15 protein-coding genes are annotated in these 15,097 nt (G+C 71.1%); 8 read left to right on the top strand and 7 right to left on the bottom strand.

Annotated elements, in window-relative coordinates:
- Positions 1–16: 16 nt before the first annotated feature.
- Together E5082_RS13185 and E5082_RS13180 are read right to left on the bottom strand one after the other, a co-directional pair.
- Positions 17–994 carry a pirin family protein gene (locus E5082_RS13185; RefSeq protein WP_135787275.1) on the bottom strand — a complete coding sequence of 326 codons (978 nt, stop codon included), beginning with the start codon at positions 992–994 and terminating at the stop codon, positions 17–19.
- Between the two features lie 112 nt (positions 995–1,106).
- The gene (locus E5082_RS13180; RefSeq protein ID WP_135791428.1) at positions 1,107–1,577 is read right to left on the bottom strand and encodes an SseB family protein; all 471 of its coding nucleotides are present in this window, start codon (positions 1,575–1,577) and stop codon (positions 1,107–1,109) included.
- Between the two features lie 170 nt (positions 1,578–1,747).
- Here E5082_RS13180 and E5082_RS13175 point away from each other — a divergent pair, with 170 nt between their 5' ends.
- From E5082_RS13175 to E5082_RS13165, 3 genes are all read left to right on the top strand, one after another.
- The gene (locus E5082_RS13175) at positions 1,748–3,589 is read left to right on the top strand and encodes an acyl-CoA dehydrogenase (protein WP_135791427.1); all 1,842 of its coding nucleotides are present in this window, start codon (positions 1,748–1,750) and stop codon (positions 3,587–3,589) included.
- Positions 3,590–3,674: 85 nt separating this feature from the next.
- On the top strand, positions 3,675–4,985 hold the full coding sequence (locus E5082_RS13170) for a M18 family aminopeptidase (RefSeq protein WP_135791426.1): 1,311 nt from the start codon (positions 3,675–3,677) through the stop codon (positions 4,983–4,985).
- A 94-nt stretch (positions 4,986–5,079) separates the two neighbouring features.
- The gene (locus tag E5082_RS13165) at positions 5,080–5,328 is read left to right on the top strand and encodes a DUF6458 family protein (protein WP_135791425.1); all 249 of its coding nucleotides are present in this window, start codon (positions 5,080–5,082) and stop codon (positions 5,326–5,328) included.
- Between the two features lies 1 nt (position 5,329).
- Here the strand turns inward: E5082_RS13165 and E5082_RS13160 are convergent, their stop codons facing one another.
- Both E5082_RS13160 and E5082_RS13155 read right to left on the bottom strand, forming a co-directional pair.
- Positions 5,330–7,159, bottom strand: coding sequence for a thioredoxin-like domain-containing protein (locus E5082_RS13160; protein WP_135791424.1), 1,830 nt, complete (start codon positions 7,157–7,159; stop codon positions 5,330–5,332).
- Positions 7,160–7,190: 31 nt separating this feature from the next.
- Complete coding sequence (locus E5082_RS13155) at positions 7,191–7,586, bottom strand: cupin domain-containing protein (protein WP_135791423.1); 396 nt, start codon at positions 7,584–7,586, stop codon at positions 7,191–7,193.
- A gap of 51 nt (positions 7,587–7,637) precedes the next feature.
- Here E5082_RS13155 and E5082_RS13150 point away from each other — a divergent pair, with 51 nt between their 5' ends.
- Both E5082_RS13150 and E5082_RS13145 read left to right on the top strand, forming a co-directional pair.
- Positions 7,638–8,627: a helix-turn-helix domain-containing protein gene (locus E5082_RS13150; RefSeq protein ID WP_135791422.1), complete on the top strand. Its 990-nt coding sequence runs from the start codon at positions 7,638–7,640 to the stop codon at positions 8,625–8,627.
- Positions 8,628–8,659: 32 nt separating this feature from the next.
- Entirely contained in the window at positions 8,660–9,154 is a 495-nt protein-coding gene (locus E5082_RS13145) for an LURP-one-related/scramblase family protein (protein ID WP_135791421.1), read from the top strand.
- Between the two features lie 17 nt (positions 9,155–9,171).
- On the opposite strand, the gene E5082_RS13140 is transcribed toward E5082_RS13145, so the two are convergent.
- The gene (locus tag E5082_RS13140) at positions 9,172–9,966 is read right to left on the bottom strand and encodes a carbon-nitrogen family hydrolase (protein ID WP_135791420.1); all 795 of its coding nucleotides are present in this window, start codon (positions 9,964–9,966) and stop codon (positions 9,172–9,174) included.
- A gap of 199 nt (positions 9,967–10,165) precedes the next feature.
- Here E5082_RS13140 and E5082_RS13135 point away from each other — a divergent pair, with 199 nt between their 5' ends.
- Positions 10,166–10,990 (top strand): maleylpyruvate isomerase family mycothiol-dependent enzyme, encoded by an 825-nt coding sequence (locus E5082_RS13135; protein WP_086690287.1) that lies wholly within the window; start codon positions 10,166–10,168, stop codon positions 10,988–10,990.
- A 48-nt stretch (positions 10,991–11,038) separates the two neighbouring features.
- Positions 11,039–11,773, top strand: a complete 735-nt coding sequence (locus E5082_RS13130) for an SAM-dependent methyltransferase (protein WP_135791419.1) — start codon at positions 11,039–11,041, stop codon at positions 11,771–11,773.
- A gap of 222 nt (positions 11,774–11,995) precedes the next feature.
- On the opposite strand, the gene E5082_RS13125 is transcribed toward E5082_RS13130, so the two are convergent.
- Both E5082_RS13125 and E5082_RS13120 read right to left on the bottom strand, forming a co-directional pair.
- Positions 11,996–13,288 carry an MFS transporter gene (locus E5082_RS13125; RefSeq protein ID WP_135791418.1) on the bottom strand — a complete coding sequence of 431 codons (1,293 nt, stop codon included), beginning with the start codon at positions 13,286–13,288 and terminating at the stop codon, positions 11,996–11,998.
- A gap of 8 nt (positions 13,289–13,296) precedes the next feature.
- Positions 13,297–13,947, bottom strand: a complete 651-nt coding sequence (locus E5082_RS13120) for a GntR family transcriptional regulator (protein WP_086690293.1) — start codon at positions 13,945–13,947, stop codon at positions 13,297–13,299.
- 213 nt (positions 13,948–14,160) lie between these two features.
- On the opposite strand from E5082_RS13120, the gene E5082_RS13115 reads away from it, so the two are divergent.
- Entirely contained in the window at positions 14,161–15,057 is an 897-nt protein-coding gene (locus E5082_RS13115; RefSeq protein ID WP_135791417.1) for a D-alanyl-D-alanine carboxypeptidase family protein, read from the top strand.
- Positions 15,058–15,097 lie beyond the last annotated feature (40 nt).

Genomic DNA, 15,097 nt, shown 5'->3' with positions numbered 1-15,097 from the left:
GGCGAACAGATCCAGGTCAGCCCTGCGGGCCCTTCTCCGTCATGCCGTGCACCGCCGGCACCGTGCCCAGGCGGCCCTTCTGGAAGTCCTCGAAGGCCTGCATGAGCTGGTCCTTGGTGTTCATGACGAACGGGCCGTAGTGGGCCATGGGCTCACGGATGGGCTGTCCGCCGAGAAGGACGACCTCGAGGTCCGGGGTGTGGGAGTCCTGCTTCTCGTCCGCGCGGACGGTCAGCGCGGACCCGGCACCGAAGACCGCGGTCTGCCCGGTGCGCACCGGACGGCGCTCCGCGCCCACCGAGCCGCGCCCGGCGAGCACGTAGGCGAGGCCGTTGAAGTCCTCGCGCCACGGCAGGGTGATCTCGGCGCCCGGCGCCACCGTCGCGTGGATCATGGTGATCGGCGTGTGGGTGATGCCGGGACCCGCGTGCCCGTCCAGCTCACCGGCGATGACACGCAGCAGCGCGCCGCCGTCGGGGGTGGTGAGCAGCTGGACGCTGCCGCCCCGGATGTCCTGGTAGCGCGGCGCCATCATCTTGTCCTTGGCGGGGAGGTTCACCCAGAGCTGGAGCCCGTGGAAGAGACCGCCCGACATGACCAGGTGCTCCGGCGGCGCCTCGATGTGCAGCAGGCCCGAACCGGCGGTCATCCACTGGGTGTCGCCGTTGGTGATGGTGCCGCCACCGCCGTTGGAGTCCTGGTGGTCGAAGATCCCGTCGATGATGTAGGTGACGGTCTCGAAGCCGCGGTGCGGGTGCCAGGGGGTGCCCTTGGGCTCGCCCGGCGCGTACTCCACCTCACCCATCTGGTCCATCATGATGAACGGGTCGAGGTGGCGGTAGTTGATCCCGGCGAAGGCGCGGCGCACCGGGAACCCCTCGCCCTCGAAGCCGCTCGGCGCGGTCGTCACGGTCAGCACCGGACGCGACACGGCATCGGCGGACGCGGTCACACGGGGCAGCGTCAACGGGTTCTCGACGGTCACTGCAGGCATGGTCGGTACCTCCTTGTGGACCCAGTTTAGTTGAGCGTTGAACTTTTCGCCAGCCACAACACGGGAGGCCCGGAGGTAATTCCCTCCGGGCCTCTCCACCGATGAGCAGGGGCTAGCCGTACATCCGGCGCATGGCGAACTCCACCATCTGCTCCACCGCCTTGGCGTCGAACACCATCCGGTGCTCGCCCTCCATGTCGACCACGAAGCCGTAGCCGGTGGGGAGCAGGTCGATCACCTCGGCGCCGGTGATCACGAAGTACTTGGACTCCTTGCCCGCGTACCGGCGCAGCTCCTTCAGCGAGGTGAACATCGGGATCACCGGCTGCTGGGTGTTGTGCAGGGCGAGGAAGCCGGGGGTGTCACCGCGCGGGCAGTACACCTTGGACGTGGCGAAGACCTGCTGGAAGTCCTCGGCGGGCATCTGCCCGGTGGTGAAGGCGCGCACCGCGTCCGCCAGCGAGGGTGCGGACGGCTCCGGGTAGAGCGGCGGCTGCTGGCCGTACCCGCCGACACCACCCGGCTGCTGCTGCGGCGGCACGTACTGCTGCTGGGCGCCCACGTTCTGGTCGTAGCCGTACATGGGCGCAAGAGTACCGAGCCCGGGCGGCGGGGTCAGGAGAGCGGTAGAGCCTTCTCACACCGGCCGGGGTTGCGTCTTATTACCGACGGGTAGCATCATCGTAGCCACTTGCTTGATACGTGATCAGCCGCGAGGAGTCAGTGCCTCGCCGAGTCCGTGATGGAGTCACCATGGGGCACTACAAGTCCAACCTGCGCGACATCGAGTTCAACCTCTTCGAAGTCCTCGGCCGCGAAAAGCTGTACGGCACGGGCCCGTTCGAGGAGATGGACACCGACACCGCCAAGTCCGTCCTCGCGGAGCTGACCCGTCTGTCGGAGAACGAGCTGGCGGAGTCCTTCGTGGACGCCGACCGCAACCCCCCGGTCTTCGACCCCGAGACCAACACCGCGCCGGTCCCGGCCTCCTTCAAGAAGAGCTACAAGGCCTTCATGGACTCGGAGTACTGGCGGCTCGGCCTGCCCGAGGAGATCGGCGGCACCAACACCCCGCCGTCCCTGATCTGGGCGTACGCGGAGCTGGTGCTCGGCGCCAACCCGGCCGTCTGGATGTACTCCTCCGGCCCCGCGTTCGCGCGCATCCTCTTCGAGGAGGGCACCGAGGAGCAGAAGCAGTGGGCGAAGATAGCGGTCGAGAAGACCTGGGGCTCCACCATGGTCCTCACCGAGCCGGACGCCGGTTCGGACGTGGGCGCCGGCCGCACCAAGGCCGTGCAGCAGGAGGACGGCTCCTGGCACATCGAGGGCGTGAAGCGCTTCATCACCTCCGGTGAGCACGACATGGAGGAGAACATCCTCCACTACGTCCTCGCCCGCCCCGAGGGTGCTGGCCCCGGCACCAAGGGCCTCTCCCTCTTCCTGGTGCCGAAGTACCACTTCGACGGCGAGACCGGCGAGCTGGGCGAGCGCAACGGCGTCTACGCCACCAACGTCGAGCACAAGATGGGCCTCAAGGCGTCCAACACCTGCGAGATGACGTTCGGCGACCGCCACCCCGCCGTGGGCTGGCTGATCGGCGACAAGCACGACGGCATCCGCCAGATGTTCCGCATCATCGAGTTCGCCCGCATGATGGTCGGCACGAAGGCCATCTCGACCCTGTCGACCGGCTACCTCAACGCGCTGGAGTACGCCAAGGAGCGCGTCCAGGGCCCGGACCTGGCGAACTTCATGGACAAGAAGGCGCCCAAGGTCACCATCACCCACCACCCCGACGTGCGCCGCTCGCTGATGACGCAGAAGGCGTACGCGGAGGGCATGCGCGCCCTCGTGCTGCACACGGCGTCCGTCCAGGACACCATCGCGGTCAAGGAGGCGAACGGTGAGGACGCCTCCGTCGAGCACGCGCTGAACGACCTGCTCCTGCCGATCGTGAAGGGCTACGGCTCCGAGAAGGGCTACGAGCAGCTCGCGCAGTCGCTGCAGACCTTCGGCGGCTCCGGGTTCCTCCAGGAGTACCCGATCGAGCAGTACATCCGCGACGCCAAGATCGACACCCTCTACGAGGGCACCACCGCGATCCAGGGCCAGGACTTCTTCTTCCGGAAGATCGTCCGCAACCAGGGCGCCGCGCTGAACGGTCTGGCCGAGGACATCAAGAAGTTCCTGGCGCTGGCCACCGGCGGCGAGGAGCTGGCGGGCGCCCGCGAGCACCTGGCCAAGGCGGCCGTCGAGCTGGAGGCGATCGTCGGCCTGATGCTGACCGACCTCGCGGCCACCGAGCAGGACGTCAAGAACATCTACAAGGTCGGCCTCAACACCACCCGCCTGCTGCTGGCCTCCGGTGACGTGATCGTCGGCTACCTGCTGCTGCGCGGTGCGGCCGTCGCCGCCGAGAAGCTCCAGACGGCCTCGGCGAAGGCTGTGTCTTCCAAGGATGTGGCCTTCTACACCGGCAAGATCGCGGCGGCGAAGTTCTTCGCGGCCAACGTCCTGCCCGGCGTCACCCTGGCCCGCAAGGTCGCCTCCGGTGTCGACCTGGACCTGATGGAGCTGGACGAGGCCGCGTTCTAGTCCGCGCCCTCCCTCCGAAGACCCCACGCGGGCCCGCTTCCTCCTTCCGGAGAGCGGGCCCGCGCTCGTCGTTAAGGTAAACGCCATGAGCGCACCGTCCCGTTTCGACCGCGGCCACACCGACGACCTGATGGCCTTCCTGGCGGCGAGCCCGACGCCGTACCACGCCGTGGCGAACGTCGCCGCGCGGCTGGAAGAGGCAGGCTTCACCCAGGTCACCGAGACCGAGGCGTGGGACACCCCCGCGGGCACCGGCAGCGGAGGGCGGTACGTGCTGCGCGGCGGCGCGGTCATCGCCTGGTACGTCCCCGAGGGCACCACCCCGCACACCCCGTTCCGGATCATCGGCGCGCACACCGACTCCCCGAACCTGCGGGTCAAGCCCGAGCCGGACAGCGGCGCGCACGGCTGGCGCCAGGTCGCCGTGGAGATCTACGGCGGACCGCTGATGAACTCCTGGCTCGACCGCGACCTCGGTCTCGCCGGCCGGCTCACCCTGCGCGACGGCAGCCCGGTCCTGGTCGACATCGACCGCCCGCTGCTGCGGGTGCCGCAGCTCGCCATCCACCTGGACCGCTCGGTCTCCGTGGACGGCCTCAAGCTCGACAAGCAGCGCCACCTCCAGCCCGTCTGGGGTCTCGGGAACGACGTCCGCGAGGGCGACCTGATCACCTTCCTGGAGGAGGAGGCCGGGCTGGAGCCCGGTTCGGTCGCGGGCTGGGACCTGATGACCTATCCGGTCGAGGCGCCCGCCTACCTCGGCCGGGACCGCGAGCTGGTCGCCGGGCCCCGGATGGACAACCTGCTCTCCGTGCACGCCGGTACGGCCGCGCTGATCGCCGCCGCCACATCGGGGGAAACGCTCACTCACATCCCCGTCCTGGCCGCCTTCGACCACGAGGAGAACGGCTCGCAGTCGGACACCGGTGCCGACGGCCCCCTGCTCGGCAGCGTGCTGGAGCGCTCGGTGTTCGCGCGCGGCGGCTCCTACGAGGACCGGGCCCGTGCCTTCGCCGGCACCGTCTGCCTCTCCTCCGACACCGGGCACGCCGTGCACCCCAACTACGCGGAGCGGCACGACCCCACGCACCACCCGCGGATCAACGGCGGCCCGATCCTCAAGGTGAATGTCAACAACCGCTACGCCACGGACGGTTCGGGCCGCGCGGTGTTCGCCGCCGCGTGCGAGCGGGCCGGGGTGCCGTTCCAGACGTTCGTCTCCAACAACTCGATGCCCTGCGGCACCACCATCGGCCCCATCACGGCCGCCCGCCACGGCATCAGCACGGTGGACATCGGCGTGGCGATCCTCTCCATGCACAGCGCGCGCGAACTCTGCGGCGCGGACGACCCGTTCCTCCTCGCCGAGGCCCTGACGGCCTTCCTGGAGGCGTAGTTGGCAACCCGGCCGGGTGGCTAACCGGCCGGATGGGGGGTACCCGCCGAACGGGACCGGAGATTCCGGAACCTTTTAGGGGAGGCAAGATCTCATGGGCCTCGGCGGATGCATCATCCTCATAGCCGTGGGAGCGATCCTCACATTTGCCACCGACTGGCACATGAGCGGCGTCAACCTCGACCTCGTCGGGGTGATCTTCATGGCTACCGGGCTCATCGGCCTGGTGACCTTCAGCGGGATCGCCCGGCGCAGGCGCGTGGTCGTGCCGCCCACCCCGGTCGTGGAGGAGGAGCGGCACCACCACACGCGCGACGGTTACACCGACGGCTACGGCGCCTGACTCAGCGCCCGTCGCCCGCGTCGAGCCCGGCCAGCACCAGCGGCAGCCGGTCCGCCGCGCCCGCGACGAGGCGCACCGGGACGCCCCAGTCCTGCTGGTGCACATGGCAGGCCGGGTACTCGTTCGCCGGGTCGTCGTCGCAGGAGGCGGCCATCGCGGAGACGTGCAGCACGCCCTCGGTGACGGCCGGGTCCAGCTCCAGCTCCCGGCTCAGGTCGGTGTCCGCGCCCTCGCCCTTGAGCAGCAGCTCGGGCGGGGTCGCGGAGACCAGCAGCCGGGTCGAGGGGCCGTAGCGGGTGTCCAGCTTCTGACCCGCCGGCGCCTGGAAGATCACGTCCAGCCGTAGCCGGCCGGGGGCCACCTCGGTGGCCGCGCGCTGCGTGCGGTGGGCGACGGCCTCCACACGCACCGCCTCCTCGGGCAGGCGCAGCCGGGTCAGCCGGTGGCGGGCGGACTCGACCACCACGATGTCGTCGCCGGCGAGCACCGCGTCGCTGGGCTCGCGCAGATCGGTGGCGAGCGTGGTGACCTCGCCGGTGGCGGGGTCGTAGCGGCGCAGGGCGTGGTTGTAGGTGTCGGCGACGGCGACCGAGCCGTCCGGCAGCGCGGTGACGCCCAGCGGGTGCTGAAGCAGGGCCTGCCCGGCCTCGCCGTCCCGGTGGCCGAAGTCGAACAGACCGGTGCCGACAGCGGTGTGCACGGCGCCGTCCAGGTCGACCCAGCGCAGCGCGGAGGTCTCGGAGTCCGCGAGCCACAGCCGTTCGCCGGCCGCCGCGAGCCCGGAGGGCTGCGCGAACCACGCCTCGGCGCCCGGCCCGTCCACCAGACCCTCGTTGGTGGTTCCGGCCGCGACCTGGACTGTCCCCGCCGCCGGGTCGTACGTCCAGAGCTGGTGCACGCCCGCCATGGCGATCCACACCCGGCCGCCGAAGAGGGCCACGTCCCAGGGTGAGGACAGCGCGACCTCGCGGGCCGGCCCCGAGGTGGGGGCGCCCTGCATCCACTGCCTGCCGGTGCCGGCCAGGGTGGTGACCGCGCCGGAGGCGAGGTCCAGGCGGCGCAGGGCGTGGTTCACGGTGTCGGCGACGACCACGGAGCCGTCGTCCAGCAGCGCGAGACCCTGCGGCTCGTTGAAGGACGCCTGCTCGGCGGAGCCGTCCGTGAAGCCGCGCGCACCGGTGCCGATCCGGCGCACCACGCTCTCGCCGTCCTCGGCCAGCTCGACCAGCTGGTGCCGGGTGGTGTCGCTGACCAGGAAGTTCCCCGAGGGGAGCAGCAGCGCCTTGCCGGGGAAGCGCAGCACGGTCGGCTCCGGCTCCGGCGCCACGTAGGGGCCGTCTCCCCGGCGCAGGGTGCCCTTGGCCTCGTGCTCGGCCTCCAGCTCCGCCACCAGCCGCTCGATGGCGTGCACATGCCCCTCACCGGCGTGCTGGGCGACCACGTACCCCTCCGGGTCGATCACCACCAGCGTCGGCCAGGCGCGTACCGCGTACTGCTTCCAGGTGGCCAGCTCCGGGTCGTCCAGTACGGGGTGCTCCACGCCGTACCGCTCGACCGCGTCCACGACCGCCTGGTGCTCCGCCTCGTGCACGAACTTCGGGGAGTGCACGCCGACCACGACCACGGTGTCCCGGTGCCGCTCCTCCAGCTCCCGCAGCTCGTCCAGGACGTGCAGGCAGTTGATGCAGCAGAACGTCCAGAAGTCGAGGATGACGATGCGTCCTCGCAGGTCGGCCAGGGTGTACTGCTGATCGCCGGTGTTCAGCCAGCCGCCCTTGCCGACCAGCTCGGGAGCGCGGACACGGACACGTCGAGAAGCGGAGTCGTTCATGCTCCAAGGGTGCCACCAGGAGGGGCGGCCATCAGTCCAGGGTGTGCCCGGTGGTGGCGTCCACATGATCCGGGACTTCTTCGTGTCGGTCGCCCACAGTCAGGGTGCCGGTGGGTTCGAGGAGCAGGATCTCGGTGGGGACCGGGGCGTACGGCTTGTGCTCGGTGCCGCGCGGGACGGTGAAGACCGAACCCTGACGCAGGACGACCGTGCGCTCACCGGCCGGCTCGCGCAGTGCGATGTGGAGCTCGCCGGTCAGGACGAGGAAGAACTCGTCGGTGTCGTCGTGCGCGTGCCAGAGGTGCTCGCCCTCGACCTTGGCCACGCGCACGTCGTAGTCGTTGACCGACGCGACGATGCGGGGGCTCCAGCGGTCCGTGAAGGAGGCGAGGACGTCGGGGAGGGAGCGGGGCTCTTCGGTTGCCATGTGCTCATCGTGGGGTGTGCGGGCGCCCCGCACGAGTGCTAGGAATCGCACATGGCGCAAGAATCCTCGCAGGCGCGGCGCACCCACCGGGTCGCCGTCCTGGTGGACGCCGGCACCAACCCGTTCGAGGTCGGTGTCGCCACCGAGCTGTTCGGCCTGCCCCGCCCCGAACTGGGCCTCGCCGCCCCGCTGTACGAGGTCACGGTGTGCGCGCCGACCCGTGAGGTGCGGATGAACCACGGCTTCTTCACCCTGACGGACGTGGCCGGGCTGGACACGGTGGACGGCGCGGACACCCTGATCGTGCCCGGCCGCCCGGACAACGTGGTCCCGCGCGAGGCCCCCGTACGGGACGCGATCCGGCGCGCGCACAAGCGGGGCACCCGGATCGTGAGCTTCTGCACCGGCGCCTTCGCGCTCGCCGAGGCCGGGCTGCTCGACGGGCGGCGGGCCGCCACCCACTGGCGCTGGGCCGACACCTTCCGGCGGCTGCACCCGAAGGTGCTGCTGGAGCCGGACGTGCTCTTCGTCGACGACGGGGACGTGCTCTCCGCCTCCGGCAGCGCGGCCGCGCTCGACCTCGGGCTGTACCTGTGGCAGCGGGACCACGGCGCCGAGATCGCCAACACGGTCTCCCGGCGCCTGGTCTTCGCCGCCCACCGGGACGGCGGACAGCGGCAGTTCGTGGAACGTCCGCTGCCCGAGGTGCCCGACGGCTCGCTCGGCCCGCTGCTGGCCTGGGCACAGGAACGGCTGGGCGAACCGCTCACCGTGGCCGACCTCGCCACCCGCGCGGCCGTCTCCCCCGCCACCCTGCACCGCCGCTTCCGCGAGCGCCTCGGCACCACCCCGCTGGCCTGGCTCACCGGCGAACGGGTGGCACTGGCCTGCCGGCTGATCGAGCGCGGGGAGACCAGGCTCGACGTGGTCGCCGCCCGCAGCGGACTGGGCACCGCGGCCAACCTGCGGGCGCGGCTGCGCCGGGAGACCGGACTGAGCCCCTCCGACTACCGGAAGCGGTTCGGACCCGCCCCTCGGTGAGGAACGCGTGCCACCGGGGAAGCGCTTCACCCATGAGACTCCTCGTGCGCGACCGGCTGCTGGGCATCGGCGACGACTACTGGATCGAGGACGAGAACGGCCGCAAGGTCTTCCTCGTCGACGGCAAGGCCATGCGGCTGCGGGACACCTTCGAGCTGAAGGACACCGCGGGCAACGTCCTGATCGACATCCACCAGAAGATGTTCGCCCTGCGCGACACCATGGTGATCCAGCGGGACGGCGAGGACCTCGCCACCGTCCGCCGCAAGCGGCTCTCCCTGCTGCGCAACCACTACCGCGTCGACCTGGTCGACGGCACCGAACTCGACATCAGCGGCAAGATCCTGGACCGCGAGTTCGCCGTGGAGTACCAGGGCGAACTCCTCGCGGTGATCTCCCGCCGGTGGCTCACCGTCCGCGACACCTACGGGGTCGACGTCGTACGGGACGACGCCGACCCGGCGCTGCTCATCGCGGTGGCGGTGTGCGTGATCCACCTGGCGGAGAAGGAACGGGAGGACGACTGAGGCCCATCGGCCGGGGCTCAGCGGCGGGGCGGTTCCAGGCCGAGGACACGGTCCTTCAGCGCGGGGAACTGCTCACGGGTCGCCGGGACCTTCGCCGGGTCGAACTCCACCCCCAGCACCTCCTCGTCCGGGCCCGCCTCGGCCAGCACCTCGCCCCACGGGTCCACCACGATGGAGTGACCCGCCTGGGGAACTCCGGCGTGCGTCCCGGCCGTTCCACAGGCGAGGACGTACGCCTGGTTCTCCACCGCGCGTGCCTGGGCCAGGAGCGTCCAGTGGGCGCGGCGGCGCTCGGGCCAGCCCGCGGAGACGACCAGGGTCTCGGCGCCGGCGTCGGTGAGGGCGCGGAAGAGTTCGGGGAAGCGGAGGTCGTAGCAGGTGGCGAGGCCGACGGTGGTCCCGGGCAGGGGGACGGTGACCGGTTCGCGCCCGGCGCCCATCAGCACGGCCTCGCCCTGGTCGAAGCCGAAGCGGTGGATCTTCCGGTAGGCGGCGGCGAGTTCACCGGAGGGCGAGAAGACCAGCGCGGTGTTGTAGAGGGTGCCGTCGGGGTCCCGCTCCGGGATGGACCCGGCGTGCAGCCAGACGCCCGCGTCCTTGGCCGCGCCCGCCATCGCCTCGTGGGTGGGGCCCTGAAGCGGCTCGGCCTCGGTGGCGAAGGTGTCGTAGGCGAATGCCCCGGTGGTCCACAGCTCGGGCAGCACCACGAGGTCCGCGCCCTCCTCGACGCGTACGAGATCCGCCGCGCGCGAACGCCGTTCGGCCACGGATTCGCCCTCGTCCACACGGATCTGGATCAGCGAGGCGCGCACACTACCACCGTCCTGGCATTCGAGTCGTTCCCACGGGCCTACGATCGTCACACGAAAGCACTGCCGAGGGGTATCGGAGCAGCGTAACTTGGGGGTCCCCCCTCCTCGCGCAAGCCGAGAGCGTGGGGGAGTTTCCAGACACCCGCCCAGTGCAGCCGCCGATTCTGCCCGTGTACCGACCGCCGAGGGGTCCTGTTCCGTGAGTCTGCATCCCACCCTCCAGCCCTACGCCGACGCCTGGAACCACTCGATCGACGCGATATCCGAGCTGGTGAACCCGCTGGCCGAGGCCGAGTGGAACCGGCGTACGCCGTGCCCCGGCTGGTCGGTGCGGGACGTGGTCTCCCACGTCATCGGGCTGGACTGCGAGATGCTCGGCGACCCCCGGCCGATCCACACGCTGCCCCGCGACCTCTTCCACGTCACCAACGAGGCGCAGCGGTACATGGAGATGCAGGTCGACGTGCGCCGCCATCACACGGCGCCGGAGATGACGTCGGAGCTGGAGTACACGGTCATCCGGCGCAACCGGCAGATCCGCAACGAGTCCCGGCAGCCCGACACCGTGGTCCGGGGGCCGATGGGCAAGGAGATCACCCTCGAACACGCCATGCGGATGCGGGCGTTCGACGTCTGGGTGCACGAGCAGGATCTGCGCACCGCCCTCGGGCGTCCGGGCAACCTCGACTCGCCCGGCGCGCTGGTCGCCCGTGATCTGCTGCTGGCCGGCCTGCCCATGGTGGTCGCCAAGAAGGCCGAGGCGCCGCGCAGTTCGGCGATCGTCTTCGACGTGCACGGGCCGGTGGAGTTCCTGCGCACGATCCGCGTCGACATCCAGGGCCGGGGCACGCTGGAGACGGCACCCGCGCTCGGGCCCGCCGCGAGCTTCAGCCTCGACTGGGAGACGTACTTCCGGCTGGCCTGCGGGCGGATCAGTGCCGAGGCGGCGGGCGACCGCGTCAAGACCGAGGGCGACCCGGACCTGACGGCGGCGATCCTGCGGAACTTCGCGGTCACGCCGTGACCCCTTAATCGGGTGCCGGTGGTCCGGGCCGCGGTTACGGTCCCCGCCATGACCACTCGACTCACCTTCCACGGCCCGCTCTCCTCCGCCCGCGCCGACACGATCGTCGGCCGCCTCTCCGCGAACCGCCCCCACACCGTCCTCGACATCGGCTGCGGCTGGGGGGAGCTGCTGCTCCGGGTCCTGGAAGCGGTCCCGGAGGCGCGGGGCACGGGCGTCGACCTGAACGAGACAGACCTCGGCCGGGGCCGCCGCTCGGCGGAGGAGCGGGGTCTGGCGGGACGGGTGGCCTTCCTGGCGGAGTCCGCCCGTGACACCGCCCACGGCCCCGCCGACCTGGTCCTCTGCCTGGGCGCGACCCAGGCCCTGTCCGACGCCGACTGCCCCACACCAGAAGCCCTGCGCTCCCTCCGCCGCCTGGTCACCGACCACGGCCGGGTCCTCCTGGGCGAGGGCGTATGGGACCGCCGGCCCACTCCCGCCGAGCTGGCAGGCATGTGGCCGGGCGCCGCCGAGTCCGACCACCTCACCCTCCCCGCCCTGCTGGACCTCGCGGTCGAGTCCGGCTTCCGCCCGGAGTGGACGGAAACGGCCACTCTCCCGGAGTGGGAGGAATTCGAGTCGGGTTGCCAGGCCGACCAGGAAGTCTGGCTGGCCGCCAACCCGGACGCGGTCGAGGTCCGCGAACGCCTGGACCGCCACCGGGCCCAGTGGATGAGCTACCGGGGAATCCTGGGAATGGCGTACCTGACGCTGGTCCCGGTCAGGGACTGGACCGCCTGACCGCCCGCAGTGGCGACGGCAAGCGCCCCTCACTCAGGCAGCAGCCACGGGCTCCGCACCCACCACCGCCGCACCCCATTGGGCCCCGTGCCACAGCGCGCCCGGCACGGCACCTCGCCCAGGGCCCGGCCGCGGGCCGGCAGCGGGCGGCGCAGCCCCGTTCAGCCCAGCCCCGCTGACATACCGGGCCCCGCCGAAGCCCCCCGCCGAAGCGCCGCAGGCTCACGCCGCGGGCACGTGCACGGTCTCCACCCTGCTCGCCACCAACCGCTCCCGCTCCCGGCGGGCCGCCCGGCCGCGCAGACGGAGGATCTGGGTGAGGCCGAGGGCCTGGACGACGAAGACGGCGCAGAAGGCCACGGAGTAGTCGTCGCCGGTGGCGTCCAGGAGGACGCCGATGGCGAAGAGGGTGGTCATGGAGGCGATGAAGCCGCCCATGTTGGTGATGCCGGAGGCGGTGCCCTGACGCTCGGGCGGGTTGGCGGGACGGGCGAAGTCGAAGCCGAGCATCGAGGCGGGGCCGCAGGCGCCGAGCACCACGCACAGCACCAGCAGCAGCGCCATCGGCGCGTGCGCGCCCGGCCAGGCGAGGGTCAGCGCCCACATGACGGCGGTCGCGGCGACCGTACCGAGGGCCAGCGGGAGCCGGGCCGCGTGGTGCCGGGCGACGACCTGGCCGTAGACGAGACCGACCACCATGTTGGAGAGCACGACCAGGGTGAGCAGCTCACCCGCGGTGGCCCGGCTGAGTCCCTGCGCCTGCACCAGGAAGGGCAGCCCCCACAGCAGCAGGAAGACCATCGCCGGGAACTGGGTGGTGAAGTGCACCCACATCCCCAGCCGGGTACCGGGCTCCCGCCACGCCTCCGCGATCTGCCGGCGTACGTACGCGGCGCCCTGGTGCGGGAAGGGCTCCGGCTCATGGCCCTCGGGGTGGTCCTTGAGGAACAGCAGCGCCAGCACCAGTACGACCGCGCCCGCGAGCGCGCTGCCCGCGAACGCCGGGGTCCAGCCGAGCCCGTGCAGGAGCCGGGCCAGCACCAGGGTGGAGACGAGGTTGCCCGCCATACCGACCAGCCCGGCGAGCTGCGCGACGAAGGGCCCGCGCCGGGCCGGGAACCACCGGGTGCCGAGCCGCAGCACGCTGATGAAGGTCATCGCGTCCCCGCAGCCCAGCAGCGCGCGGGACGCGAGGGCGGTGCCGTAGGACGGGGAGAAGGCGAAGCCGAGCTGCCCGGCCGTGAACAGCACCGCGCCCAGGCACAGCACCTTCTTCGTGCCGAGCCGGTCCACCAGCAGGCCGACGGGTATCTGCATGCCCGCGTACACGAGCAACTGCAGGATCGAGAACGTCGACAGCGCGGAGGCGTTCACATGGAAGCGGTCCGCCGCGTCCAGGCCGGCCACGCCGAGCGAGGTGCGGAAGATGACGGCGACGAAGTAGACCGCGACGCCTACGGACCACACGGCGACGGCGCGGCGGCCACCCGGAGGGTCACCCGGCAGGGTGGTCATGGCCCGGTTCACCGGACCTCCCCGCGCGCCAGCTCGGAGAACCAGCCGACGTGCCGGTGCACCAGCCCGACCGCCGCCTCCGCGTCCCCGGCACGCAGCGCGTCGAGGATCCCGGCGTGCTCGGTGAGGGTCTTGGCGATCCGGTCGGGGTGCGAGTGCATCACGGCGACACCCATCCGGAGCTGGCGGTCGCGGAGCTGGTCGTAGAGGCGGGAGAGGATCTCGTTGCCGCCGCTGCGCACGATCTCGGCGTGGAAGCAGCGGTCGGTGACGGCGGCGGCGGCGAAGTCGCCCGCCGCGGCCTGCTCCCGCTGCCGCTGCAGCAGCTCGGCGAGCCGGTCCAGCAGGGCGGGCGGCGCGGGCACCGCCTTGCGGGCGGCGTGCTCCTCGACCAGCAGCCTGGTCTCCACCACGTCGGCGATCTCCTGCGCGGAGACCGGCAGCACCAGCGCGCCCTTCTTCGGGTACAGCCGGATCAGCCCCTCGGCCTCCAGCCGCAGCAGCGCCTCGCGGACGGGGGTACGGGACACCCCCACCGCTTCGGCCAGCTCACCCTCGGTGAGGAGGGTGCCGCCCTCGTACCGGCGGTCGAGGACGCCCTGCTTGACGTGGGTGTAGACGCGGTCGGCGGCGGGTGGCTGCCTGGTGGCCGTTTGCATGCCTACAGGATAGATACAACAGACCGGGGCGGGACAACGCGGTCCAGCATGCGGACCCGACTGAAGGGGCGTCAGCGGAGCGCCGGAAATTTTCCTGTCAGGGGAGTGCAACCATGAGGGCCGATCACTTGTCACACAGGTGCGGCCCTCCTTTCAGGGCACCTCAACTAGGCCGCATTCCCAGGGCATTTCAGACAATCGAGGTATTTCGCTTTGATTACCGGCATCAAGGGCTCCTCCCTCCGCAGGGCCGCCGCCGTCGCCGTCGCGTCCGGCGCGCTGCTCACCACCAGTGCCCTCACCGCAGCGCCCGCGCAGGCCGCTTCCGCGCCTTCGATCGTGGCCGCGGGCGGTTACGCGATGAACAACTCCACCGGTGCGTCGCTGTACACCAAGGCCGCGGACACCCGCCGCTCCACCGGCTCCACCACCAAGATCATGACCGCGAAGGTCGTGCTGGCGCAGCCGAACCTGAACCTGGACGCCAAGGTCACCATCCCCAAGGGCGCCAGCGACTACATCGTCGCCAACAACGCGTCCTCGGCCGGCCTGATCGTCGGTGACAAGGTCACCGTCCGCCAGCTCCTCTACGGGCTGATGCTGCCGTCCGGCTGCGACGCCGCGTACGTCCTCGCGGACAAGTACGGCTCGGGCAGCACGCACTCCGCGCGCGTGACCTCCTTCCTCGGCAAGATGAACTCTGCCGCGAAGGCCCTCAACCTGAAGAACACGCACTTCGATTCCTTCGACGGCATCGGCAAGGGCTCGAACTACTCGACCCCGCGCGACCTGACGAAGATCGCCAGCAGCGCGATGAAGAACGCCAACTTCCGCGCCATCGTCAAGACCAAGTCATACACGGCGAAGACGGTCACCAAGACCGGCAGCACGCGCACGATGAAGGCGTGGACCAACACCAACACGCTGCTGAGCAGCTACAGCGGCGCCATCGGCGTCAAGACCGGCTCCGGCCCCGAGGCCAAGTACTGCCTCGTCTTCGCCGCCACCCGCAACGGCAAGACGGTCATCGGCACGGTCCTCGCGTCGTCCTCCGTCACCCAGCGCGGCACGGACGCGACGAAGCTCCTGAACTACGGCTTCACCAAGTAGGGCTGCGCCGCTTCGGCGAGACAGGGCCCGCCCGCACGGT

Source organism: Streptomyces griseoluteus (genome assembly GCF_004784465.1).
GTDB classification, from domain to species: Bacteria; Actinomycetota; Actinomycetes; order Streptomycetales; family Streptomycetaceae; genus Streptomyces; species Streptomyces griseoluteus.
The sequence above is the reverse complement of the archived record's forward strand: the minus strand, read 5'-3'. Positions and strand labels throughout refer to the sequence as shown.

What these genes read in the sequence shown, in the direction of transcription:
- E5082_RS13175 (WP_135791427.1), top strand. Translation starts at nt 1,748, where the DNA reads ATGGGGCACTACAAGTCCAACCTGCGCGACATCGAGTTCAACCTCTTC.
- E5082_RS13185 (WP_135787275.1), bottom strand. Translation starts at nt 994, where the DNA reads ATGCCTGCAGTGACCGTCGAGAACCCGTTGACGCTGCCCCGTGTGACC.
- E5082_RS13130 (WP_135791419.1), top strand. Translation starts at nt 11,039, where the DNA reads ATGACCACTCGACTCACCTTCCACGGCCCGCTCTCCTCCGCCCGCGCC.
- E5082_RS13180 (WP_135791428.1), bottom strand. Translation starts at nt 1,577, where the DNA reads ATGTACGGCTACGACCAGAACGTGGGCGCCCAGCAGCAGTACGTGCCG.
- E5082_RS13120 (WP_086690293.1), bottom strand. Translation starts at nt 13,947, where the DNA reads ATGCAAACGGCCACCAGGCAGCCACCCGCCGCCGACCGCGTCTACACC.
- E5082_RS13160 (WP_135791424.1), bottom strand. Translation starts at nt 7,159, where the DNA reads ATGAACGACTCCGCTTCTCGACGTGTCCGTGTCCGCGCTCCCGAGCTG.
- E5082_RS13150 (WP_135791422.1), top strand. Translation starts at nt 7,638, where the DNA reads ATGGCGCAAGAATCCTCGCAGGCGCGGCGCACCCACCGGGTCGCCGTC.
- E5082_RS13165 (WP_135791425.1), top strand. Translation starts at nt 5,080, where the DNA reads ATGGGCCTCGGCGGATGCATCATCCTCATAGCCGTGGGAGCGATCCTC.
- E5082_RS13170 (WP_135791426.1), top strand. Translation starts at nt 3,675, where the DNA reads ATGAGCGCACCGTCCCGTTTCGACCGCGGCCACACCGACGACCTGATG.
- E5082_RS13145 (WP_135791421.1), top strand. Translation starts at nt 8,660, where the DNA reads ATGAGACTCCTCGTGCGCGACCGGCTGCTGGGCATCGGCGACGACTAC.
- E5082_RS13155 (WP_135791423.1), bottom strand. Translation starts at nt 7,586, where the DNA reads ATGGCAACCGAAGAGCCCCGCTCCCTCCCCGACGTCCTCGCCTCCTTC.
- E5082_RS13125 (WP_135791418.1), bottom strand. Translation starts at nt 13,288, where the DNA reads ATGACCACCCTGCCGGGTGACCCTCCGGGTGGCCGCCGCGCCGTCGCC.